Below are 22,867 nucleotides of genomic sequence, written 5' to 3'. Positions count from 1 at the left end.
GATGTCAATTACGCACCACGCCGAAGCGAATAGCGTATTTTTGTACTTTGTACTGTAACGTGGTGCGCGATACGTTAAGGCTGCGGGCCGCGGCGGCAATATTCCCCTGATGCGTATCCAGCGCGGTTTCTATTAAATGCCTTTCGTAGTTGGCAACCCGTACCTCCAGCGACCCTTCATACTGCGGATCGGGTGACGAGGGAAGGGGATTTTCCGGCGCGGTTTCCGGTACGCCTAAATTTAACTCGTCCTGTTCAAAAATGATGTGTTTGAGCAGCCCGTCTTTTTCCTGCATGATCATGCTGCGTACAATCGCGTTTTCCAGCATCCTGACATTACCCGGCCAGGCGTGATTGAGCAGATCAGCACGCGCCGTCTCGCTTAATCCGTGAATATCCTGCGGCACGTCATTACGGTATTTATCAATAAAATAATTCGCCAGTAAGGGAATATCTTCCGGGCGGGCGCGCAGCGGCGGTAGCGTTAACATTCCGACGCTCAACCGATAAAAAAGATCTGCCCGCAGACGTTCTTGTTGAATTAATTTGACGGGCGCTTCGTTCATGGCGGCAACGATCCTGACATCAGAGTGGAGCTGCTGTTGTCCGCCGAGCCGCCAGAAGGTTTTATCCTGCAAGAATCGCAGCAGCTTACTTTGCATCTCTATCGGCATGGCGTTCAGCTCATCAAGAAAGAGCGTTCCCCCGTTTGCCAGCTCCAGATAGCCCTGGCTATTTTCCGCGCCGGTATAGGCGCCGCGCACGGTGCCGAAAAGCGTACTTTCGATAAGCGTAGGCGGTAGAGCGCCGCAGTTCAGGGCGATAAATGGTTTATTCGCCCGCTTGCTGCATTGATGTATCAGGCGGGAAAATAGCTCCTTACCCGTTCCCGTCTCCCCGACAATCGTCACCGGAATATTACTGGCGGCCAGCCGTTTGGCTTTGGCGATATTACTGAGCATTTCCGGGTTTTCGGTAATAATGGCATGGTGCTTCTCATGGTGATCGGCATACAGCAGTTGGTTCAGTTCTACCACCTGCTCCTGGAGCCGCCTGACGCCGGACATATTCCTGCCGATTTCGATAACGCCGACCATGCCGCCATCGCTTGCATAGAGCGGCGCGGTGGTGTGCTGATAGTCAACGGCCTGGCCTCGCGCATTGTAATAAATTTGATAATGGCCAATGTATTCCACGCCTTTTTTTAACGATGAAAGCATCGTACTTTGGGTCTCTTTCATGCCCGGATAGACATCCAGCATATGTTTTCCCATTGCCCGTTCAATACTGTAGCCGTCCAGATCCGCGCTTTCCTGATTGTAGTAAACGTATTCACCACGCTCATTAATGACGGCCAACGGCTGATGAATCAAATCGAAAAAGCGGGAAAACATCCTGAGCGCCGAGGCCAGTTCCTGATTGGTGGATGCCATACATGCATTCCTCATATCTATTGTTCATGTTGCCATTATAAAAGTGACGAATTTTCGTCGTTGTGATGAATAGCAAACTCAATGACGAAAATGAGGAAAAACTTATTTTTATAACTAATTGATTATTTGACAAAAAATAGTGGCATACCTTTTGCTTTATCCCTGTAAAGAATACGGATTTTTACCATAAACATTAAGCAGAGGGCGTTATGACTGACTCGATTATGCAGAATTACAACCAGCTACGTGAGCAGGTAATCAACGGCGATCGCCGTTTCCAGCACAAAGACGGTCATTTGTGTTTTGAAGGGGTCGATCTGGACGCTCTGGCGCGCCAGTACCCCACGCCGTTCTATGTGTTTTCTGAGCCGGAGATTATTCGTAACATTCATGAAATCCAGCAGGCATTTGCGGCGCATAAAAATACCAAAACCTTCTTTGCGTCAAAAACCTGCTCGGTCATGGGGGTGTTGAAAGCCATTCGTGACGCCGGAATTTGCGCGGAGGCAAACTCACAATATGAGGTTCGCAAGTGTCTGGAGATAGGCTTTCGCGGCGATCAGATCGTCTTCAACGGCGTGGTGAAAAAGCCTGCCGATCTGGAATATGCCATCGCTAACGATCTGTATCTTATTAATGTTGATAGCCTGTATGAGCTGGAACATATTGATGCCATCTCTCGCAGGCTGAAGAAAGTCGCCAATGTTTGCGTCCGCGTAGAGCCGAATGTTCCCTCGGCGACGCATGCGGAACTGGTTACCGCTTTCCATGCGAAGTCGGGTCTCGACCTGGAACAGGCGGAAGAAACCTGCCGCCGCATTCTGGCGATGCCTTATGTGCATTTGCGCGGCTTGCATATGCATGTGGGCGATCAGGTGCCGGAGTCAGAGCCTTTCGCAAAAGCGACTAAAGTGCTGGTGGATGAATCCCGTCGCCTGGAAGAGGTGCTCGGTATTAAATTTGATTTGATCAACGTGGGCGGCGGAATTCCGGTTCCCTATAAATATGACGACGAGAATGGCGACCCGTTAAAAGATAATATGTATGCCGGTATTACCGCCCAGGATTTTGCCGATGCGGTCATTCGCGAAGTGCATAAATGGCGTACCGATGTGGAAATATGTATTGAACCGGGACGTAAAGTGACCGGGTCGGCGGCGGTTTTACTGACGGAAGTCTCCTGCGAAAAACGTAAAACAAATTACGATCTTAACGGCAATGTGGAATGCCACGTTGAATGGAAATTTGTCGACGCTGGTTACAGCGTACTCTCTGACAGCCAGCATTTTGACTGGTTCTTTTATGTCTATAACGCCTCTCGCATGACGGCAGCGCACGACGCCTGGATAAAATTAGCCGGGCCGCTATGTGATGGCGGAGATTATTTCCACATGGGAGTGAAAGGTGAAGAGTTTTTACTGCCGAAGGAGACTCATGTTGGCGATATTGTCGCGTTTCTTGATGCCGGGGCATACACCATTGAAAGTCAAACCGTTTATAACAACCGTCCGCGCACGGGCGTGGTGATGATCGATAAAAATGGTGAAACGCGTCTGATTCGTCGGGAAGACAGTTACGAAGACATGGTCAAGTACGACATTTATTAATACTGTTTTGGGCTTCAGTTTCATGCTGAAGCCCGTCGTCAGATGATAAGAAGAGGGCAGTGATGCCTGAATGCATAACAGGAGATGGCCATGAGTAACACAAATTCTGGCTTACTTGGCATCAAAGACATTGTCTTTATGAATGTCATCGCTATTCTGAGTTTGCGGCAAATCCCTAACGTGGCGCCTTACGGGGCATCGGCCATGTTGCTATGGGTGATAGCCGCATTCTGCTTGTTTTTTCCTTTAGCGATGGTATGCGGCGAGCTGTCAACCGGCTGGCCGAAAGATGGCGGGATATTTGTCTGGATTAAAGAGGCATTTGGTAAACGTATTGCATGGATTGTCGTGGTTTGTTTTCTCTTTTCCTGCGTACTGTTTTTCCCATTAATGCTGCAATTCGGCTTTACCGCGTTGGGCTATATGATCGGCGGCGGCCTGGCGGAAAATAAAGCATTTATCGGTATTGGTTCCGCGGTAATTTTCTGGCTATTAACGCTGATGAATATCCGCGGGATGGAATGGACAAAAATTATTAATAGCATCAGCGCCTGGTGCGGCGTATTTATTCCCTCCGCCATCCTCATTTTACTGGCGGTGGTATGGCTATGTACCGGACACCAGATGCAGACGGACTACACTACAGCGAAAAACTGGATTCCGGATCTCGGACACTGGGATACGATCGTTTTCTTATCCAGCATGATGTTTGCGTTTGCCGGACTGGAGGTCGCCCCGATGATTGCCGGGCGTACCCGTAATCCACAGCGTGATTTTCCGCGAGCGATGGCCGTCTCCGCCGCCGTTATCGTTGGGATCTATATGGTCGGCACCTGGGCGCTAAACACGCTTTTACCCGCCGGGAAAACCGACATCGTGGCAGGCGTCATGCAGGCTATGCATGCTGCTGCGGACACGCTGCATATGCCGTGGTTAATTCCTGTTATGGCCATCTGTATGTTTTTTGGCGCACTCGGGCAGATTAACTCCTGGCTGGTGGGGCCGATTTATATGCTCCAGGAAGCCTCGCGTGAAGATAATCTGCTGGGGGACCGAATCGGCAAATTACATCCGGTGTGGAAAACGCCCGCCTTTGCCTTGACTGTACAGGCGATTATTGTCACGGTCCTGTGTTTTTCGACTTTTATTTCGCCAAGCGTTGCGGCGGCTTACTGGATGTTAACGGCGCTAACGACCATCACCTATTTTATTCCTTATCTGGTGATGTTCCCGGCGTTCTGGCGTTTACGTAAGACTCAGCCGGATACGCCAAGAAGTTTTAAAATTCCGGGCAAGGTTTTACCGGCTATTTTACCCGCGCTGGGTTTTCTTTCTATCGCCTTTGCCGTTGCGCTGTTATTTATTCCGCCTTCTCAAATTGATATGGGCGGATATTTCCAGTACGCCGGGAAGATTATTGGCGGAGCCGTGCTGGCGGTTGTCGTCGCGGAGTACATTTACCATCGGGCGCAGAAACGTAATGCCCGTTTAAGCATGGCGGGAGGAAAATAAAATGTATATGCCAGTTCTGGAAATAAATCTACGCAAGCTGGAAGAAAACGCCCGCACGGAAAAAGCTCTGCTGGCAAGTAGCGGTATTGACGTGATGGCTGTCAATAAAGTTTTTGACGGCTGCGTGGAAACCGCGCAGGCGGTGTTCAACGGCGGAATTACCGTTATTGCTGAATCACGAACCTATAATTTGAAAAAAATACGCGAGACAGGATGTACGACCTGCCTGTTACGCAGCCCGTGTCTGAGTGAAATCGAAGATGTGGTGCGCTACGCGGATATTAGTTTAAATAGCGAGCCGGTGGTATTACGGGCATTATCGCAAGAAGCCCAACGCCAGGGGAAAACGCATCAGGTATTACTGATGGTGGATATGGGCGATTTACGCGAGGGTATCTGGTTTGGTGAATATCAACGCATTCTTGAGACCGTGACTCTGATTACTGGTCTGCCCGGTCTGGAATTATATGGACTGGGCACCAACTTTAATTGTTACGGCACCGTGTTGCCAACGGTAAAAAATGGCGAGGATTTTCTGGCGCTGGCCGCCCGGCTGGAAGCCGACAGCGGTATTCCTGTCCGGCGGCTTTCTGCGGGAAACTGCACCAGCTATCACCTGCTGGATAAAGGTATCTGGCCGCAGGGGCTGAATCATCTGCGCATCGGCGGACTGCATGAATTCGGCATTGAATATGTGGACATGAAATACCTGAATGAATTTCACCACTCCGCAAAACCGGTCGATAAAGCCTGTTCCGATATGTATATCCTGGAAGCGGAAATCATCGAACTGAACAGTAAACCGACCGTCCCGGTTGGGGAGCTGGGCGTCGATGCCTTTTTGCAAAGTAAAACCTTTGTCGATCGTGGCATACGCCGACGCGCATTGCTGGCGTTTGGTCGTCAGGATGTGCCGTCGGATAACTGTGTGCCATGCGACGACGCTATCACTATCTTAGGGCAAACCAGCGATCATACGCTGGTGGATATTGAAGATTGTCGTCAGTCGCTAAAAGTAGGCGATGTGGTTCGCTTTGAGCTGGATTATACGGGCCTGTTAATGGCCTGCCAGACCAAAGGCGTCGCCTGGAGGTTTACGCGTTAACGCATAACCGCCGCGGCTATGTCGCGGCGGCATCTTTGACCTCACGAAAGACAGGGAGTAACGATGGATACCCTGCAACAATCTCCGCCAGCAGAGCCTGAAGGCGGTCTGCGGCGTAACCTGAAGAAGCGGCACCTGCTGATGATGTCGCTGGGCGGCACGATTGGCACCGGCTTATTTATCGGCATTGCCGAACCGTTAAGCAGCGTCGGGCCGGCGGGAACCTTACTGGCCTATCTGTTTGCCGGAACCATTATGCTGGCGACGATGATGTGTCTTGGCGAATTATCATGCGCCTTTCCTCACTCCGGTTCATTTCAACATTACGCGCTGATGTTTATGCCGTCACCTTGCTGGAGCTATACCATTGGCTGGCTTTACTGGTTTAGCTGGGTGTTTTCCCTGGCAGCCGACCTCACTGCCGCAGGGTTTATTGCTCACCAGTTTTTCCCCGCGGTTCCGGTATATATGTTCTGCCTGGCGATTCTGCTCATCCTGACGGCCATCAATCTTACCTCCGCAAAAAGTTTTGGCGAATGCGAATACTGGCTTTCGGCCATTAAGGTCTTCGCGATCGTGCTGTTTATCTGCGCGGGCGGGGTCATGATCTACTCGCTAATGGGCCATAGCGACTGGCACCCGACATTAAAAGCAGACGGAATGTGGTTTCCCCACGGTTGGGAGCAAATTGTGGTCTGTATGACGATCGTGATTTACTCCTTCCAGGGGGTGGAACTGGTAGGAAATGCGGCAGGGGAGACCGAATCGCCGCACATTATTTTACCGAAAGTGATCCTGGGGATCGGTCTCAGAATCATTTTGTTTTACGGCCTGGCGATTGCGGTGCTGGCGCTGGTCTATCCGCATGAACTGACGCCAAATGGACAAAGCCCCTTTGTATGGGTATTCTCCCACGCGGGCATTCCGGGGGCGGATACGCTGATGACGCTGGTGATCTTTTCCGCCGCGGTTTCTGCCGCTAACTCGGCCATTTACGCCAGTTCGCGTATGCTGTGGTCTATGGCGGGCGATCGCTTTGCGCCAGCCTGCTTTGGTAAAACGAACGGCGGCGGCGTGCCGGTGTATGCTATTTTAATCACGGCCTTGCTGGCGTTGGTGTCGTTGCTGACCCGCTATATTCCCGCACAGCAATTTTATTTATATCTGATCGCCAGTACCGGGCAGGTGGGTTGCCTGGCATGGATAACCATCGGATGGTGCCAGTATCGTTTCCGACAATCGGTGCGTAATGGAACGTACGCCAGCGATTTGCTACGCTATCGATCGCCGCTTTTCCCCTGGACGGCCCGATTTGTCATTATCACCAATTTTGCCATTATGGTCGGCACCTGGTTTAGTGAGCAAGGGGTAGTGATAATGTTGGTTGAGCTGGCTTTTATGATAGGGATTCTTTTGTCATGGTATCTCTTCAGACCCACTTTGAGCCGATTACGTAACACAGTGGGATGAACGGCGCTCGTAAACGGTAAGAGAACATGAAACGACTCATTGTAGGAATTAGCGGCGCCAGCGGAGCGATTTATGGTGTGCGCTTATTACAAATTTTGCGCGATGTCGATAGCGTGGAAACGCATCTGGTGATGAGCCAGGCGGCCCGGCAAACGCTGGCGCTGGAGACCCATTTTTCGCTGCGCGAGGTGCAGGCGCTGGCCGATGTGACGCACGATGCGCGCGACATTGCCGCCAGCATTTCCTCGGGCTCTTACCCGACGGCGGGAATGGTTATCTTGCCTTGTTCGATTAAAACGCTGTCGGGGATTGTCCACAGTTATACTGACGGACTGCTTACCCGCGCGGCGGATGTGATATTAAAAGAGCGGCGACCTCTGGTGCTGTGTGTGCGCGAAACGCCGCTGCATATCGGGCATTTGCGTTTAATGACCCAGGCCGCTGAGATAGGCGCGGTGATTATGCCGCCGGTTCCGGCTTTTTATCATCTTCCTCAGACGTTAGATGATATTATAAATCAAACGGTTAACCGAGTTTTGGATCAGTTTGATATCCCCCTTCCGCACGATCTTTTTGTTCGCTGGCAGGGCGCATAGCGTTGTCTGTTTAGCGTGCATTATTGTCCCTGTTGCCCTGTTTCAGGGCAATTTTGTAACCGCGATCATATCCTCAACATTTAATTCGTTAAAAGCCGCCGAAACGCTGCGGTTCAACCGTCATACCTGCTATCTTCAACATCAGGACAATATTGCAACGTTTTATTAACAAATTTAACGTCGAATCGTTTTGCTGACGTGAAAATGGCATAAGACCTGCATGAAAAAGTCTGCAAACACACAACACCACGTAAAACATAAGAAAATGACGCCACTTGAGGGGTATGTATGAAGAAGACCGTTCTCGCTTTGTCTTTGCTGATAGGTCTGGGCGCGACGGCGGCCAGTTACGCCGCGCTCCCGCAAACGGTTCGTATTGGAACAGATACCACCTACGCGCCTTTCTCATCAAAAGATGCCAAAGGCGAGTTTATTGGCTTTGATATCGATCTCGGTAATGAAATGTGTAAGCGTATGCAGGTGAAATGTACCTGGGTCGCCAGCGACTTTGATGCGCTTATTCCCTCACTAAAAGCGAAAAAAATTGATGCCATTATTTCATCGCTCTCTATCACCGATAAACGCCAGCAAGAAATTGCGTTTTCCGACAAACTTTACGCTGCGGATTCACGCCTGATTGCGGCAAAAGGGTCTCCCATTCAGCCGACGCTGGAATCGCTGAAAGGCAAGCATGTCGGCGTGCTGCAAGGGTCCACGCAAGAGGCTTACGCCAATGATAACTGGCGCACAAAAGGTGTGGATGTGGTGGCTTATGCCAACCAGGATCTTATCTATTCCGATTTAACTGCCGGTCGTCTGGATGCCGCATTACAGGATGAAGTCGCCGCCAGCGAAGGTTTCCTGAAGCAGCCAGCGGGCAAAGAGTATGCGTTTGCCGGTCCTTCCGTGAAGGATAAAAAATATTTTGGCGACGGGACGGGGGTTGGGCTGCGTAAAGACGATACCGAGCTAAAAGCCGCGTTTGATAAAGCGCTGACCGAACTGCGCCAGGACGGAACTTACGACAAAATGGCCAAAAAGTACTTCGATTTTAATGTTTACGGCGATTGAGGGAAGGGGATAACGCGCCGCGCTGGGGAACTATCACGGTGCAAAATAGATGTTTTGCACCTTTTTGGTGCATAAGCCGTTGCGGAACAGGCGCATAAATGCATACTTAATCGATTTTTATGCAAAATAAACCGGCTGACAAGGTAGAATGCTTTGCCTTGTCGGCCTGATTAATGGCACGATAGTCGCATCGGATCTGTAAAGATCTCCTGGAAAGACAGTCTGTTGAGGATAGTTATGAAAAAACTGGCGTTATCCCTTTCTCTGGTGCTGGCATTTTCCAGCGCTACCGCAGCATTTGCCGCTATTCCACAAAAGATTCGTATCGGTACCGATCCTACATACGCGCCGTTTGAATCCAAAAATGCACAAGGTGAATTGGTCGGCTTTGATATCGATCTGGCCAAAGAGCTGTGCAAACGTATCAACACACAGTGTACGTTCGTGGAAAACCCGCTGGATGCGCTGATTCCGTCTTTAAAAGCGAAGAAAATTGATGCCATCATGTCCTCGCTGTCCATCACTGAAAAGCGCCAGCAGGAAATCGCGTTTACCGACAAGCTTTACGCCGCTGATTCCCGTCTGGTGGTGGCGAAGAACTCTGATATTCAGCCAACCGTCGCGTCGCTGAAAGGCAAGCGCGTCGGCGTGCTACAGGGGACGACGCAGGAGACCTTCGGCAATGAGCACTGGGCGCCGAAAGAGATTGAGATCGTCTCTTACCAGGGGCAGGACAACATTTATTCCGATCTGACGGCTGGCCGTATTGATGCGGCGTTCCAGGATGAGGTCGCGGCCAGCGAAGGTTTCCTTAAACAGCCTGTCGGAAAAGACTATAAATTCGGCGGCCCGGCGGTGAAAGATGAGAAGTTATTCGGCGTAGGAACCGGTATGGGGCTGCGCAAAGAGGATAACGAGCTGCGCGAAGCGCTGAACAAAGCCTTTGCTGAAATGCGTGCTGACGGTACTTACGAAAAGCTGGCGAAAAAGTACTTTGATTTTGATGTTTATGGCGGTTAATCACCGTCGGTGCAGATAAAGCCCAAAGAATGTTGACTGTCTGCATTGCCTGATGGCGCTGTGCGTGTCAGGCCTACGGGGAGCATCGTAGGCCGGGCAAGGCACAGCCGCCATCCGGCGTGATGTGAGGCAAAAATGCAAAAGAGGCTTCTTACTTCACCACACACAACAGGACAGGCTGCATGTTGTACGGGTTTTCAGGCGTAATTTTACAGGGCGCGATCGTCACGCTGGAACTGGCGCTCAGTTCCGTTGTGCTGGCCGTGCTTATTGGTCTCGTCGGCGCGGGGGCGAAGCTTTCGCAAAACCGGGTAACGGGGCTTATTTTTGAAGGGTACACCACCCTGATTCGCGGGGTGCCGGATCTGGTCTTAATGCTGCTGATATTTTACGGATTGCAAATCGCGCTTAACGTGGTGACCGATTCGCTGGGTATCGACCAGATAGATATTGATCCGATGGTGGCCGGTATTATCACCCTTGGTTTCATCTACGGCGCCTATTTTACCGAAACCTTTCGCGGCGCGTTTATGGCGGTGCCGAAAGGCCATATCGAGGCGGCGACGGCCTTTGGTTTTACCCACGGGCAAACCTTCCGGCGGATTATGTTCCCGGCGATGATGCGTTACGCCCTGCCGGGGATCGGCAATAACTGGCAGGTGATACTCAAAGCGACGGCGCTGGTGTCGCTGCTGGGTCTGGAAGATGTCGTCAAAGCCACGCAGCTTGCCGGTAAAAGCACCTGGGAGCCTTTCTATTTTGCCGTGGTCTGTGGACTTATCTACCTGGTATTTACCACCGTTTCCAATGGTGTGCTGCTCTTACTTGAGCGTCGCTATTCCGTGGGCGTGAAGAGGGCCGATTTGTGATTGAGATCATTCAGGAGTACTGGAAATCCCTGCTGTGGACGGATGGCTATCGTTTTACCGGCGTGGCGATTACGCTGTGGCTGTTAATTTCATCGGTGGTGATGGGCGGTCTTCTGGCGGTGATTCTGGCGGTAGGTCGCGTTTCCAGTAATAAATTCATCCGTTTTCCCATCTGGCTGTTTACGTATATTTTTCGCGGCACGCCGCTGTACGTACAGCTACTGGTGTTCTATTCGGGGATGTATACGCTGGAGATAGTCAAAGGCACCGATCTTCTTAACGCGTTTTTCCGCAGCGGACTGAACTGTACCGTACTGGCGCTGACGCTGAATACCTGCGCGTACACCACGGAAATTTTCGCCGGGGCGATTCGCTCGGTGCCGCACGGTGAAATTGAAGCGGCACGGGCCTATGGCTTCTCGTCATTTAAAATGTATCGCTGCATTATTTTGCCGTCGGCATTACGCATCGCCTTGCCTGCCTACAGCAACGAAGTGATTTTAATGCTGCACTCTACGGCGCTGGCGTTTACCGCGACGGTGCCGGATTTGTTGAAAATCGCCCGCGATATTAACTCAGCGACTTACCAGCCGTTTACCGCGTTTGGCATTGCCGCCGTGTTGTATTTACTCATTTCGTATGTCCTGATAAGCCTGTTCCGTCGGGCGGAAAGACGCTGGTTGCAGCACGTGTCCTCTAAATAATTCGAGTAACATGATGTCAGAAAATAAATTACACGTTATCGATTTGCACAAACGCTACGGCGGTCATGAAGTGCTGAAAGGGGTATCGCTGCAGGCCCGCGCCGGAGATGTGATTAGCATCATCGGCTCGTCCGGCTCCGGTAAAAGCACTTTTTTGCGCTGCATTAACTTCCTCGAAAAACCGAGCGAAGGCGCGATTATCGTGAACGGTCAGAACATTAATCTGGTGCGCGACAAAGACGGGCAGCTCAAAGTGGCGGATAAAAATCAGCTACGCTTGTTGCGTACCCGCCTGACGATGGTGTTTCAGCACTTCAACCTCTGGAGCCACATGACGGTGCTGGAAAATGTGATGGAAGCGCCGATTCAGGTACTGGGATTAAGCAAGCACGACGCGCGCGAGCGGGCGTTGAAATATCTGGCGAAGGTGGGGATTGATGAGCGCGCTCAGGGCAAATATCCCGTCCATCTCTCCGGCGGCCAACAGCAGCGCGTTTCTATTGCGCGCGCGCTGGCGATGGAACCTGACGTTTTACTGTTCGATGAACCCACATCGGCACTCGATCCTGAACTGGTCGGCGAAGTGTTGCGCATCATGCAACAACTGGCGGAAGAAGGCAAAACGATGGTGGTGGTCACGCATGAAATGGGCTTCGCTCGCCATGTCTCTTCGCACGTTATTTTTCTGCATCAGGGGAAAATTGAAGAAGAGGGCGATCCGGAGCAGGTGTTCGGCAATCCGCAAAGCCCGCGTTTACAGCAATTCCTGAAAGGCTCGCTGAAATAAAAGAAGCCCGGCGGCGCATCGCTCACCGGGCAGGATACGGCGCTTTGGGAACTAGCGAATCACATCCGCCAGCGCCTCTTCTAAATCATACCAGCGAAATGCGAATCCGGCGGCTTCAAGCCGTTTTGGCAGCGCCCGCTGTCCGCCCAGCACCAGCACTGACGACTCTCCCATCAATAAGCGAATTGCCGTCGCCGGAATGCGAATAATCGCCGGACGGCGCAGCGCGCGACCCAGCGCATGAGCAAAATGCTCATTATGGACGGGATACGGCGAGACCATATTGAAGGGACCGCGAAGATCGTTATCCAGCAGCCACAGGATGCCGTTGACCATATCGTCGATGTGAATCCAGGCCAGATATTGCCGACCATTACCCACCGGACCGCCGAGCCCGAGGCGAAACGGCGGAACCATTTTCCCCAGAATCCCGCCTTGCGGCGCCAGGACAACGCCGGTACGCAGCAGGCAGACGCGGGTCTGGTCGCTCTGCGCACGACAGGCAATCTGTTCCCAGCGGGCGCAAAGTTTATGCGTAAATTCGTTGTGCGGCGGCTCATCTTCAGTGACGACAACGTCGCCCAGATCGCCGTAATAGCCCGTGGCGGAGCCGGATATCAACACCGAGGGCGGCGTAGCGCTGGCATGAATTAAATCCACCAACTTTTGCGTGATAGCCCAGCGGCTTTGGCACAACCGTTCTTTTTGTTGCGACGTCCAGCGCTTGTCGGCAATCGGTTCGCCCGCCAGATTGATGATGGCATCAATCTCATTGAGGTGCTCACGTTCCGCCAGCCCTTTCCATAATGTCACTCTGGAATCGAGAATCTGACGCGCGTTATCGGGATTGCGCGTAACGACCGTCACCTGGTGCCCCAGTGTTAACAGCCGGGGAATGAGATGACGCCCTATCAGGCCCGTACCGCCGGTAATCAGAATCTGCATATGACCTCCAGAGTAGGGAGGATTTCCTCTTCCCTAATGTCAGGTTTTTAATACGAATAAGGGTGCCGGACGCAGGTTTTTTCCGTGTATACACCTCTACATCATACATGATGTATGCTACCGCGTTACGCTTTCGTACTGTTACAGTGCAGTTGCGCTTGTAACAGTGCGCGCGCTGTCGCAGGACGCGTGCGAATGCGTTCAAACCAGTTATACACCGCCGGGTAGGTATCAAGATCGATTCGCTGACGCTGATGTGCGTTAACCCACGGCCAACTGGCGATATCCGCAATACTGTAGTGGTCGCCGCCCAGCCACGGGGAGGTTTCCAGGCGTTTATTCAGGACGTTGTATAAGCGTTGCGTTTCAACCTGATAGCGTTCAATCGCATAGGGGATGGCCTGCGGCGCAAAGTGGTTAAAGTGGTGATTCTGGCCCAGCATCGGCCCTAACCCGCCGACCTGCCAGAACAGCCATTGCAGCGTGGTATGGCGTTCACGCAGCTCCCCGCTAAGCAGTTTGCCGCTTTTTTCCGCCAGGTAGAGAAGAATTTCGCCGGATTCAAAAAGACTAAGCGGTTGACCGCCGTCTGCCGGGGCGTGATCGACGATGGCAGGAATTTTATTATTGGGAGAGATAGCCAAAAAATCAGGGCGAAACTGATTGCCCTTGCTGATATCTACTTTTAGCAAACGATACGCCAGCTCCGCCTCTTCCAGAAACAGCGTTATTTTATGCCCGTTGGGCGTGGGGGCGTAGTAAAGGTCAATCATTTTGGCTCCTGCATATGCGTAAAGAGTCTGGGCTGAATTAAGTATAGAAAGCCTCCTGATGTGTGTGAGTTTTCATCAGGTGACAGCAGGCGAAAGACGCTATATTTTGGGAAGAAACCTAATACGCCCTCAAGAGGACATTATGAGTAAGCCTGTTATTGTGCTGTGGTCGGATGCGAACTTTTTCTCTCCCTACGTCTTGTCCGCCTGGGTGGCATTACAAGAAAAAGGGCTTTCCTTTACTCTGAAAACCCGCGATCTGGACCAGGGAGAACATCTGCAACCTGGCTGGCGGGGATATGCGCTGACGCAGCGCGTACCGGTGCTTGAGGCCGACAATTTTGAGCTGAGCGAGTCGTCCGCTATTGCGGAATACCTGGAGGAGCGTTTCGCGCCGCCGCAGTGGGAGCGTATCTACCCGCACGATTTACAAAAACGCGCCCGCGCGCGACAGATTCAGGCGTGGCTACGCAGCGATTTACTGCCGCTTCGCGAAGAACGGCCTACCGACGTGGTGTTTGCCGGGGCGAAAAAAGCGCCGCTAAGCGAGGCTGGAAAAGCCAGCGCGGCAAAACTGTTTGCGACGGCTGAAGCGCTATTGGGGCAGGGGACGCAAAATTTATTTGGTGAATGGTGCATTGCCGATACCGATCTGGCATTGATGATCAATCGTCTGGCGCTGCATGGCGATGACGTGCCGGCGTCGCTGGCGGCGTATGCGACATTCCAGTGGCAGCGTGCTTCCGTACAGCGTTTTATTGCGCTTTCCTCGAAGCGTTCAGGCTGAAAATCTATTCATATTCCAGTATCATAACGCCGTTTTTCACAACGAGGAGTGAGCGATGAAACTGATGTTCGCATCGGACATTCATGGTTCTTTACCCGCCACGGAACGCGTGCTTGAGCGGTTCGCGCAAAGCGGCGCGCGTTGGCTGGTGATATTAGGCGATGTCCTTAACCACGGGCCGCGCAATGCGCTGCCTGAAGGCTATGCGCCCGCCCAGGTCGCCGAACGCCTGAACGCGGTGGCGACGCAAATCATTGCCGTGCGCGGCAACTGCGATAGCGAAGTGGATCAGATGCTGCTGCATTTCCCGATAACAGCGCCGTGGCAGCAAATATTGACGCAAGAGAGGCGGCTATTTTTAACGCATGGGCACCTCTTCGGGCCGACGAATCTGCCCGCTCTGCATACTGGCGATGTGTTGGTCTATGGTCATACGCATCTGCCGGTGGCGCAACAGCAGGAAGGACTGTATCACTTTAATCCTGGGTCAGTGAGCATCCCGAAAGGCGGGTATGCGGCAAGCTACGGTATTCTGGATGATAATGTGTTGAGCGTAATCGCACTCAATGATCAAAGTATCATTGCGCAGGTTGCAATTAACTCGTAATTTACCTCACAAACGTAAATGCGCCGTAAGAGCGCCAGAAATAAGAAGGTTTCCTGATGGTGGAACAGCGTCGTTTGGCAAGTACGGAATGGGTGGATATTGTGAATGAAGACAATGAAGTCATTGCACAGTCCAGCCGGGAACAGATGCGTGCGCAACGCTTACGGCATCGTGCGACGTATATCGTCGTTCATGATGGTATGGGTAAAATTCTGGTGCAGCGTCGTACCGAAACAAAAGATTTTTTGCCCGGTATGTTAGATGCTACCGCAGGCGGCGTGGTCCAGGCTGATGAGCAGCTACTGGAATCTGCCCGCCGCGAAGCGGAAGAAGAGTTGGGTATTGCAGGCGTGCCGTTTGCCGAACACGGTCTGTTTTACTTTGAAGACCCACATTGCCGGGTTTGGGGCGCTCTGTTTAGCTGCGTTTCCCACGGGCCTTTCGCGCTTCAGGAAGATGAAGTCAGCGAAGTGTGTTGGCTGACTCCGGAGGAGATCACCGCGCGCTGTGATGAGTTTACGCCGGACTCGCTCAAAGCGCTGGCGCTGTGGATGACCCGCAACGCCAAAAACGAAGCCGCGCTCCAGGAGAAACCGGAAGAGACGGAATAAGCGTTTTAGCAGCTTTCCCGCATACATAAACTGGAGGCGATGGATTTTCGATCGCTCCAGTTTCCCTGATTTAACCTTTCCAACAGCGCCCGTCCGGCTTCACTGCCAATCTTACGGTGCGGTACGGCCATTGTGGTTAACGGCGGCTGGCAGACCCGGCTGACATCGCTATCACCAAACCCGACCACCGCTAAATCGTCCGGAACTTTGATCCGCCGTCGTTGGCACTCGTATAACGCGCCGCAGGCCAGCTCATCCGATACGCATACCAGCGCGTCCAGCTCCGGCCACGCCAGTAAAAACTCCGGCAGTTGCGACGCGCCGGTAGAAAAATTGGGCGGCAAGGCGGCATTAATCACCCGGTTTGGCGACATATGGTGGCGAAGCATCGCTTTGTACCAGCCGTGCAGATGTTGCTGAAAAATCCACTGCTCCTGATTGGCGCATAGCAGCCCGATATTCTGATAACCGCGCTGAATCAGCATTTCCGTCAGCTCATACATTGCCGCAACGTTATCAATACCGATATTCATATCAATAGGATCGCTGCGAATCGCGCCCATCTCCATCACCGGGATAGAGGCATTTTTCAGCCACTGGCGCACGGTAGTGCTATGTTCGACGCTAAGCAGAATCGCCGCGGCAATGTTGGAGGCCAGCAGCGTTTCGAGCAGCTTCTCCTCTTGTTCCACGCGATGCTGCGATTCCGCCAGCATAATCTGGTAGCCAGCGGGCTGTAAAATTTGTTGCAGCCCGGCGAACATTTCAGAACACCCCGCTTCCGCAAGGTTCGGTACGACCATCGCGATGGTGTGCGAGGAGGCAGACGCCAGCGCGCTGGCGGCGAGATTAGGCATATAGCCCAGCTCATGCACTGCCGCTTCGATTTTTTCCCGGAGTTTATCAGAGACCTGTTCCGGCGTGCGTAAGGCTCGTGATACGGTCATCGTGCCTACACCGGCAAGTTGGGCTACATCGGCGATAGTCACTTTACCGGTACTGCGCCGTTTACGGGGTATCGACATACAAATTCCTGCGTCATTACAACATGTTGAGATGCTTTTTTATTGTCGTTCTTTGCTTCGCATAATTGGCAGTATACGCCTTAAATCCGCTTTTTTGCTGTGATTTCACACCATGATTTTAATTTGATAGCGCTATCACAATTCTGAGTAATAGTCGCTGGTAGCGCTATCTTTGTGATAACGATCGCAGCTAATATCGAATGGCTTGAATAAAGTTTGTTCATAATTTCATACACCGTGGGGGCGAATAACATGCTGGGAACCTGGTTATCTGACGCAACCATCACGCTACAGGAGAGCGTGGAAACGTGGCCGCAGGCGCTGGAAATTTGCGGCAAACCCCTGCTGGACGCAGGTGTTATCGCACCGGAATACATTACGGCGATTGTTCAGCAGCACCAAAAGCTTGGGCCGTATTATGTATTAGCGCCAGGGTTAGCGATGCCGCATGCGAGGCCGGAAGAGGGGGCGAAAGGGTTAGGTTTATCGTTACTGAAACTACAGCGCGGCGTTTCATTTGGCGCAGACGAATTCGATCCGGTTGACATCATTATTATGCTGGCGGCGCCTGATAAGCACAGTCATATCGAAATGATATCGGCGCTGGCGGAATTATTTTCCAGTGATGTAGATATGGAAAAATTACATCAGGCAAAAAACCTGGAGGACATTAAAACGATTATTGACCGTTTCTGATTTTATTCCATTTTCTTGCGGTAAATAACATTACGCCCGTGCGTGATGCAGACCAACTCTACTTTTAAAAGGTGACAATAATGAAAATCATGGCAATTTGCGGTTCCGGCCTGGGTAGTAGTTTTATGGTAGAAATGAACATTAAAAAAGTATTAAAGAAACTCAATATTGACGCTGAAGTGGAACACTCCGATCTCTCATCGGCCACGCCCGGGGCCGCCGATCTTTTTGTAATGGCCAAAGATATTGCGGCCAGCGCTAGCGTACCGGAAAGCCAACTGGTGGTGATCAATAACATCATCGACATCAACGAACTGGAAACGCAGCTGCGCGCATGGTTCGCTAAACAATAATTATTGCTGGCGAGGTGGATATGTTTATCCTTGAAACGCTGAATTTTGTTGTTGATATTTTAAAAGTGCCCTCGGTGCTTGTAGGATTAATTGCGCTGATTGGTCTGGTGGCGCAGAAAAAAGCATTTTCCGATGTGGTAAAAGGCACGATTAAAACCATTTTAGGTTTTATTGTGCTTGGCGGCGGCGCAACCGTACTGGTGGGTTCATTAAATCCGCTAGGGGGTATGTTTGAACACGCTTTTAATATTCAGGGCATTATTCCTAATAATGAAGCGATAGTTTCAATCGCGCTGGAGAAATATGGCGCGTCCACGGCGTTAATTATGGCATTTGGTATGGTGGCCAATATTGTCGTGGCGCGCTTTACGCGTCTTAAATATATCTTTTTGACCGGGCATCACACCTTTTACATGGCCTGTATGATTGGCGTAATCCTGACCGTGGCGGGGTTTGAGGGCGTAGGGCTGGTCTTCACCGGATCGCTAATCCTGGGGCTGGTGATGGCCTTCTTCCCGGCGTTGGCCCAACGTTATATGAGGCGGATTACCGGTACCGATGACATTGCGTTTGGTCACTTCGGTACCCTGGGATATGTGCTTTCCGGCTGGATTGGCAGCCTATGTGGTAAAGGCTCCCGCTCCACGGAAGAGATGAACCTGCCGAAAAACCTCAGTTTTTTACGCGACAGTTCTATCTCGATTTCGCTGACCATGATGATTATCTATCTGATCATGGCAGTCAGCGCAGGGCGTGAGTATGTTGAAGCGACGTTTAGCGGCGGGCAAAACTATCTGGTGTACGCCATCATCATGGCAATCACCTTCGCCGCCGGCGTATTCATCATTCTGCAAGGCGTCCGTCTGATTCTGGCGGAAATTGTTCCGGCCTTTACCGGATTTTCAGAAAAACTGGTGCCAAACGCGCGTCCGGCGCTGGACTGCCCGGTGGTGTATCCCTATGCCCCTAACGCGGTACTGATTGGCTTCCTGTTCAGTTTTCTCGGCGGGCTGGTGGGGCTGTTCCTGCTTGGACAGATGAAGCTTGTGTTAATCCTGCCTGGCGTTGTGCCGCACTTCTTTACCGGCGCGACCGCAGGCGTCTTTGGCAATGCCACCGGCGGTCGCCGCGGGGCGATGATCGGCGCATTTGCTAATGGTCTATTAATCACTTTCCTGCCAGTGCTGTTACTGCCGGTTCTCGGCGCGATCGGCTTCGCCAATACCACGTTCTCGGATGCTGACTTTGGCGTAATCGGTATTTTGCTGGGCAACCTGGCGCGTTATCTGTCGCCGATGGCTATCACGGGGCTGGTGGTGGCGCTATTCGCGCTACTGGTGGCGTACAACGTGCTGGCCAAAAACAAAAAAGTGAATGCCGAAGTGCAGGAAAATAGCGGAGCGAAAGAATGAACGTAACCGAAATCACCCAACTGGCGCGCGACATTCGCGTCGCCACGCTCAAATCCTTAAACCATCTTGGCTTTGGTCACTATGGCGGCAGCATGTCGGTAGTGGAAACTCTGGCGGTTCTGTACGGCGCGGTGATGAAAATCGACCCTGCCGACCCGGACTGGCCGGAGCGCGATTACTTCGTGCTGTCGAAAGGCCATGCGGGCCCCGCGTTGTACAGTACCCTGGCGATTAAAGGCTATTTCCCGCTCGAAGAGCTGAATACGCTTAACCAGAACGGCACCCGTCTTCCCAGCCATCCGGATCGGCTAAAAACGCGCGGCGTGGATGCCACGACCGGCTCACTGGGACAGGGCATCTCTATTGCGGGCGGAATGGCTTTGTCGCATAAACTGGCGCGGCGACCCAACCGGGTATTTTGCATTGTCGGTGATGGGGAGCTCAATGAAGGGCAGTGCTGGGAGGCGTTTCAGTTTATTGCCCACCATCGTCTGAATAATCTGACCGTTTTCATTGACTGGAACAAACAGCAGCTTGACGGTGAGCTGGAGGAGATTATCAATCCATTCGATCTGGAAGGGAAATTCCGCGCGTTTGGTTTCGATGTCGTCACTGTCAAAGGCGATGATATCGCCGGACTACTGGCGGTGGTTCAGCCAGTGCCGCCCGCTGATGCCCGGCCAAGGGTAGTGATCCTTGACAGCATTAAAGGGCAGGGGGTGCCATGCCTGGAGCAGTTAACGAATTCTCACCACTTACGCCTGACGGATGGCATGAAGCAGACGCTCAATGAGGCCATTCATCAACTGGAGGTCATGCATGATTAAGCTTGCGCCCGCAGGGCTTAAAGACGATATCGAAATGCGCAAAGTTTACGCCGGTTTTGTCGCCGGGCAGATTGAGGCCGGAAGCCCAATTATTGCGCTTGAGGCTGATTTAATGAGCTCAATGGCGATGGACAGCGTGGCGCGTGACTACCCGCAGCATGTCATTAACTGCGGTATTATGGAGGCGAATGTGATTGGCACTGCGGCGGGGCTGGCGCTGACCGGTCGTAAACCGTTTGTGCATACCTTTACCGCTTTTGCCAGCCGTCGCTGTTTTGATCAGCTCTTTATGGCGCTGGATTATCAGCGTAACAACGTCAAAGTGATCGCCTCCGATGCCGGAGTGACAGCGTGCCATAACGGTGGCACCCATATGTCTTTTGAAGATATGGGCATTGTTCGCGGGCTGGCGCACTCCGTAGTACTGGAGGTGACGGATGCGGTGATGTTCGCGGATATTTTACGCCAGCTAATGGACCTGGACGGTTTTTACTGGCTGCGTACCATCCGTAAGCAGGCGCGGAGTATCTATGCGCCAGGCTCTACCTTTACCATTGGCAAGGGCAACGTACTGCGCGAGGGCGATGATATTACGCTTATCGCCAACGGCATTATGGTGGCGGAGGCGCTGGAGGCGGCGCGCCAACTGGAGCAGGAAGGCGTGAGCGCCGCAGTCATTGATATGTTCACCTTAAAGCCTATCGATCGCATGTTGGTGAAAAACTACGCGGAAAAAACGCGGCGTATCGTCACGTGTGAAAACCACAGCATCCATAATGGACTGGGATCAGCGGTGGCGGAAGTGCTGGTGGAAAACTGCCCGGTGCCGATGCGCCGTGTTGGCGTCAAAGAGCGTTATGGGCAGGTAGGAACGCAGGATTTCTTACAACAAGAGTACGGACTCACCGCCGCAGCGATTGTAGAAGCCGCGAAATCACTGCTTTAATCATGGAGATATTGCCGGATGGCGCTGATGCTCATCCGGCATTTTGGATCAATGATATCCCATCATCTGCGCGCCAATGACGACCACGCTGGACATAATAAACAGTAGTCCCAGCAGCGACGCTCCCACTTTCAGCCAGTTGCGAAAATCGACCCGGCACACGCCCAGCGTGGCCATCAGCGAAGCTGATGTCGGATAGATAATATGGCTGAAGCCATCACCAAACTGGAAGGCCAGAACAGTCACCTGACGGTTAACACCGACCAGATCGCCGAGCGGCGCCAGTAATGGCATGGTTAATGCCGCCTGACCCGAACCGGACGTGACAAAGAAATTAAATACCGCCTGGAAGAGCAGCATAAACCAGGCGGCGATAGCATTATTAAGCCCGCTGATGCCATGCGCGATACTGTTAAGCAGCGTATTGAGCACGCTGGGTTCCCCGGCTTCGCCGTTGCCGACCAGCAGCAGAATGCCTTTGGCAAAACCCACCAGCAAGGCGGGCGCGATCATCATCCTCGCCCCTTCGGTGAATGAGGACGCCATCACGTTGACCGTCATACCGTTGAGGCGGAAGATAACGCCGATGAGGCCGATCACCACGCCCATGGTGAAAAACTGGCTGGCGATCTCCGGAATAAACCAGGCGTGGACAATCACACCCCAGACGACCCAAATCATTACGCCGGTCAGGACCAGCAGTACCAGCCAGTCACCGAAGGTGAAAGGGCGCTGGACGACTTCATCCTGCTGTTCGCGGAAATAGCGATCGGATTCGTGGACGCGGGAAAGCAGCGGATTCTTTTTCACGCGTGAGGCGTAGACCAGCGTAAAAACCAGCCCAATCAGCGTGGCGACAATCCAGACCACAATACGCAGCCCGGAGCCGGAAAGTACCGGCACGCCGGCAATCCCCTGGGCGACGACTACGCAGAAAGGGTTCATCCACGAACTGGCAAAGCCAATTTGGGTGGCGATATAGGTCACCAGGACGGTGGTAATGCTGTCATAGCCCAGCCTGACCATCAGCGGGGCTATGATAATTGCAAAGGCGACCGCCTCTTCGCCCATGCCAAATACGGCGCCCCCTAACGAAAAGAGGACAAATAGCACCGGAATAAACAGGACTTCGTTGCCCCGCGTGTGGCGAATAAGCGCCAGAATGCCGTTATCCACGGTGCCGGTACGCATCACGATGCCGAATGCGCCGCCAATCACCAACATAAACATAATAATGCCGACGGCAGTGCCGAATTTCGATCCGGATGTTAACCCTTCAAACGGAAAATTCATCAGCCCTGGTCTTTCATCGCCGGTAGTGAAAAATTGTACGCGATGATACTGCGCTTCCCCGGCCTCATTGGTCACAATGCGAAAAGAGTGCGGGTCGACGACTTTGCGGGTTTTTGTCTGGCCATCGACCTGATACTGCACTTCCTGGCTATCAAACATCCCAACGGGGACGACCCAGGTGGCGATACTGGTTAAAATGGCGACAAAAAAGATGATGACCAGCGTATCGGGCATTGCCCATTTTCTGGCTGTTTTTGATTCTGTAACGACAGACATGACAGACTATCCCTGTTGCAAAGCAAGAGGCTAAGTATGAGAAGAAGGGAATAGTTATTCATTGATGCAGCGCAGTTAAGCAAAAAATTCCGCTTTGCAGGGTAAATAGCAGAATGCCGGATGGCGATGCTAACGCGTCTTAT

The 22,867-nt window shown here is 52.3% G+C and carries 23 protein-coding genes; 18 read left to right on the top strand and 5 right to left on the bottom strand.

What is annotated here, in order from left to right; translation table 11 throughout:
- Window positions 1–4 precede the first annotated feature (4 nt).
- A complete protein-coding gene (locus J4614_RS17285; protein ID WP_000168925.1) occupies window positions 5–1,432 on the bottom strand; it encodes a sigma-54-dependent Fis family transcriptional regulator in 1,428 nt (475 codons plus the stop codon).
- 209 nt (window positions 1,433–1,641) lie between these two features.
- Here J4614_RS17285 and J4614_RS17280 point away from each other — a divergent pair, with 209 nt between their 5' ends.
- The 10 genes from J4614_RS17280 to hisP all read left to right on the top strand — a co-directional run bounded on the left by J4614_RS17280 (window position 1,642) and on the right by hisP (window position 12,173).
- Window positions 1,642–3,039, top strand: coding sequence for an alanine racemase (locus J4614_RS17280; RefSeq protein WP_000132314.1), 1,398 nt, complete (start codon window positions 1,642–1,644; stop codon window positions 3,037–3,039).
- A 90-nt stretch (window positions 3,040–3,129) separates the two neighbouring features.
- Window positions 3,130–4,551 (top strand): APC family permease, encoded by a 1,422-nt coding sequence (locus tag J4614_RS17275; RefSeq protein ID WP_000072512.1) that lies wholly within the window; start codon window positions 3,130–3,132, stop codon window positions 4,549–4,551.
- Between the two features lies 1 nt (window position 4,552).
- On the top strand, window positions 4,553–5,656 hold the full coding sequence (locus tag J4614_RS17270; RefSeq protein WP_000281907.1) for an alanine/ornithine racemase family PLP-dependent enzyme: 1,104 nt from the start codon (window positions 4,553–4,555) through the stop codon (window positions 5,654–5,656).
- A 63-nt stretch (window positions 5,657–5,719) separates the two neighbouring features.
- Window positions 5,720–7,126 carry an amino acid permease gene (locus tag J4614_RS17265; RefSeq protein ID WP_000380350.1) on the top strand — a complete coding sequence of 469 codons (1,407 nt, stop codon included), beginning with the start codon at window positions 5,720–5,722 and terminating at the stop codon, window positions 7,124–7,126.
- A 26-nt stretch (window positions 7,127–7,152) separates the two neighbouring features.
- Window positions 7,153–7,722: a UbiX family flavin prenyltransferase gene (locus tag J4614_RS17260; protein WP_000825680.1), complete on the top strand. Its 570-nt coding sequence runs from the start codon at window positions 7,153–7,155 to the stop codon at window positions 7,720–7,722.
- A gap of 288 nt (window positions 7,723–8,010) precedes the next feature.
- Window positions 8,011–8,793 (top strand): lysine/arginine/ornithine ABC transporter substrate-binding protein ArgT, encoded by a 783-nt coding sequence (argT, locus tag J4614_RS17255; RefSeq protein WP_000754423.1) that lies wholly within the window; start codon window positions 8,011–8,013, stop codon window positions 8,791–8,793.
- Window positions 8,794–9,030: 237 nt separating this feature from the next.
- Complete coding sequence (hisJ, locus tag J4614_RS17250) at window positions 9,031–9,813, top strand: histidine ABC transporter substrate-binding protein HisJ (protein ID WP_079972599.1); 783 nt, start codon at window positions 9,031–9,033, stop codon at window positions 9,811–9,813.
- 182 nt (window positions 9,814–9,995) lie between these two features.
- Window positions 9,996–10,682 carry a histidine ABC transporter permease HisQ gene (locus J4614_RS17245; protein ID WP_000965498.1) on the top strand — a complete coding sequence of 229 codons (687 nt, stop codon included), beginning with the start codon at window positions 9,996–9,998 and terminating at the stop codon, window positions 10,680–10,682.
- On the top strand, window positions 10,679–11,386 hold the full coding sequence (gene hisM, locus J4614_RS17240; protein ID WP_000569771.1) for a histidine ABC transporter permease HisM: 708 nt from the start codon (window positions 10,679–10,681) through the stop codon (window positions 11,384–11,386). The genes J4614_RS17245 and hisM overlap by 4 nt, the downstream gene beginning before the upstream one ends.
- Before the next feature lie 13 nt (window positions 11,387–11,399).
- Window positions 11,400–12,173 carry a histidine ABC transporter ATP-binding protein HisP gene (gene hisP / locus J4614_RS17235; protein WP_001293591.1) on the top strand — a complete coding sequence of 258 codons (774 nt, stop codon included), beginning with the start codon at window positions 11,400–11,402 and terminating at the stop codon, window positions 12,171–12,173.
- 51 nt (window positions 12,174–12,224) lie between these two features.
- Here hisP and J4614_RS17230 read toward each other — a convergent pair whose 3' ends face one another.
- Window positions 12,225–13,118 carry a TIGR01777 family oxidoreductase gene (locus J4614_RS17230; RefSeq protein WP_001166274.1) on the bottom strand — a complete coding sequence of 298 codons (894 nt, stop codon included), beginning with the start codon at window positions 13,116–13,118 and terminating at the stop codon, window positions 12,225–12,227.
- A gap of 125 nt (window positions 13,119–13,243) precedes the next feature.
- Complete coding sequence (gene yfcG / locus J4614_RS17225) at window positions 13,244–13,891, bottom strand: GSH-dependent disulfide bond oxidoreductase (RefSeq protein ID WP_000566563.1); 648 nt, start codon at window positions 13,889–13,891, stop codon at window positions 13,244–13,246.
- Between the two features lie 142 nt (window positions 13,892–14,033).
- On the opposite strand from yfcG, the gene yfcF reads away from it, so the two are divergent.
- From yfcF to yfcD, 3 genes are read left to right on the top strand one after another with little or no spacing between them, the layout of a single operon-like run.
- Window positions 14,034–14,678: a glutathione transferase gene (gene yfcF / locus J4614_RS17220; protein WP_000043010.1), complete on the top strand. Its 645-nt coding sequence runs from the start codon at window positions 14,034–14,036 to the stop codon at window positions 14,676–14,678.
- 55 nt (window positions 14,679–14,733) lie between these two features.
- Entirely contained in the window at window positions 14,734–15,285 is a 552-nt protein-coding gene (gene yfcE / locus J4614_RS17215) for a phosphodiesterase (protein WP_000772458.1), read from the top strand.
- A gap of 56 nt (window positions 15,286–15,341) precedes the next feature.
- Window positions 15,342–15,896 (top strand): NUDIX hydrolase YfcD, encoded by a 555-nt coding sequence (gene yfcD, locus J4614_RS17210; RefSeq protein WP_000230214.1) that lies wholly within the window; start codon window positions 15,342–15,344, stop codon window positions 15,894–15,896.
- 5 nt (window positions 15,897–15,901) lie between these two features.
- On the opposite strand, the gene J4614_RS17205 is transcribed toward yfcD, so the two are convergent.
- A complete protein-coding gene (locus J4614_RS17205) occupies window positions 15,902–16,921 on the bottom strand; it encodes a LacI family DNA-binding transcriptional regulator (RefSeq protein ID WP_000026949.1) in 1,020 nt (339 codons plus the stop codon).
- Window positions 16,922–17,173: 252 nt separating this feature from the next.
- Here J4614_RS17205 and J4614_RS17200 point away from each other — a divergent pair, with 252 nt between their 5' ends.
- The 5 genes from J4614_RS17200 (at window position 17,174) to J4614_RS17180 (ending at window position 21,155) form a co-directional block, all read left to right on the top strand.
- Entirely contained in the window at window positions 17,174–17,617 is a 444-nt protein-coding gene (locus J4614_RS17200; protein ID WP_000901810.1) for a PTS sugar transporter subunit IIA, read from the top strand.
- An 80-nt stretch (window positions 17,618–17,697) separates the two neighbouring features.
- On the top strand, window positions 17,698–17,970 hold the full coding sequence (locus J4614_RS17195) for a PTS sugar transporter subunit IIB (protein ID WP_000699818.1): 273 nt from the start codon (window positions 17,698–17,700) through the stop codon (window positions 17,968–17,970).
- Between the two features lie 20 nt (window positions 17,971–17,990).
- Window positions 17,991–19,382 (top strand): PTS ascorbate transporter subunit IIC, encoded by a 1,392-nt coding sequence (locus J4614_RS17190; protein WP_001542443.1) that lies wholly within the window; start codon window positions 17,991–17,993, stop codon window positions 19,380–19,382.
- Complete coding sequence (locus J4614_RS17185) at window positions 19,379–20,209, top strand: transketolase (protein ID WP_001103257.1); 831 nt, start codon at window positions 19,379–19,381, stop codon at window positions 20,207–20,209. Before J4614_RS17190 ends, J4614_RS17185 begins: the two co-directional genes overlap by 4 nt.
- Complete coding sequence (locus tag J4614_RS17180; protein ID WP_000593025.1) at window positions 20,202–21,155, top strand: transketolase family protein; 954 nt, start codon at window positions 20,202–20,204, stop codon at window positions 21,153–21,155. Before J4614_RS17185 ends, J4614_RS17180 begins: the two co-directional genes overlap by 8 nt.
- 48 nt (window positions 21,156–21,203) lie before the next feature.
- Here the strand turns inward: J4614_RS17180 and yfcC are convergent, their stop codons facing one another.
- Complete coding sequence (gene yfcC, locus J4614_RS17175; protein WP_000117932.1) at window positions 21,204–22,724, bottom strand: putative basic amino acid antiporter YfcC; 1,521 nt, start codon at window positions 22,722–22,724, stop codon at window positions 21,204–21,206.
- Window positions 22,725–22,867: the final 143 nt, after the last annotated feature.

Origin of the sequence: Salmonella sp. 32031103-2018-00083-FB-01-SM-01, assembly GCF_017571995.1 — a bacterium.
GTDB lineage: Bacteria > Pseudomonadota > Gammaproteobacteria > Enterobacterales > Enterobacteriaceae > Salmonella > Salmonella enterica.
This window is presented reverse-complemented; position numbering and strand designations above follow the sequence as displayed.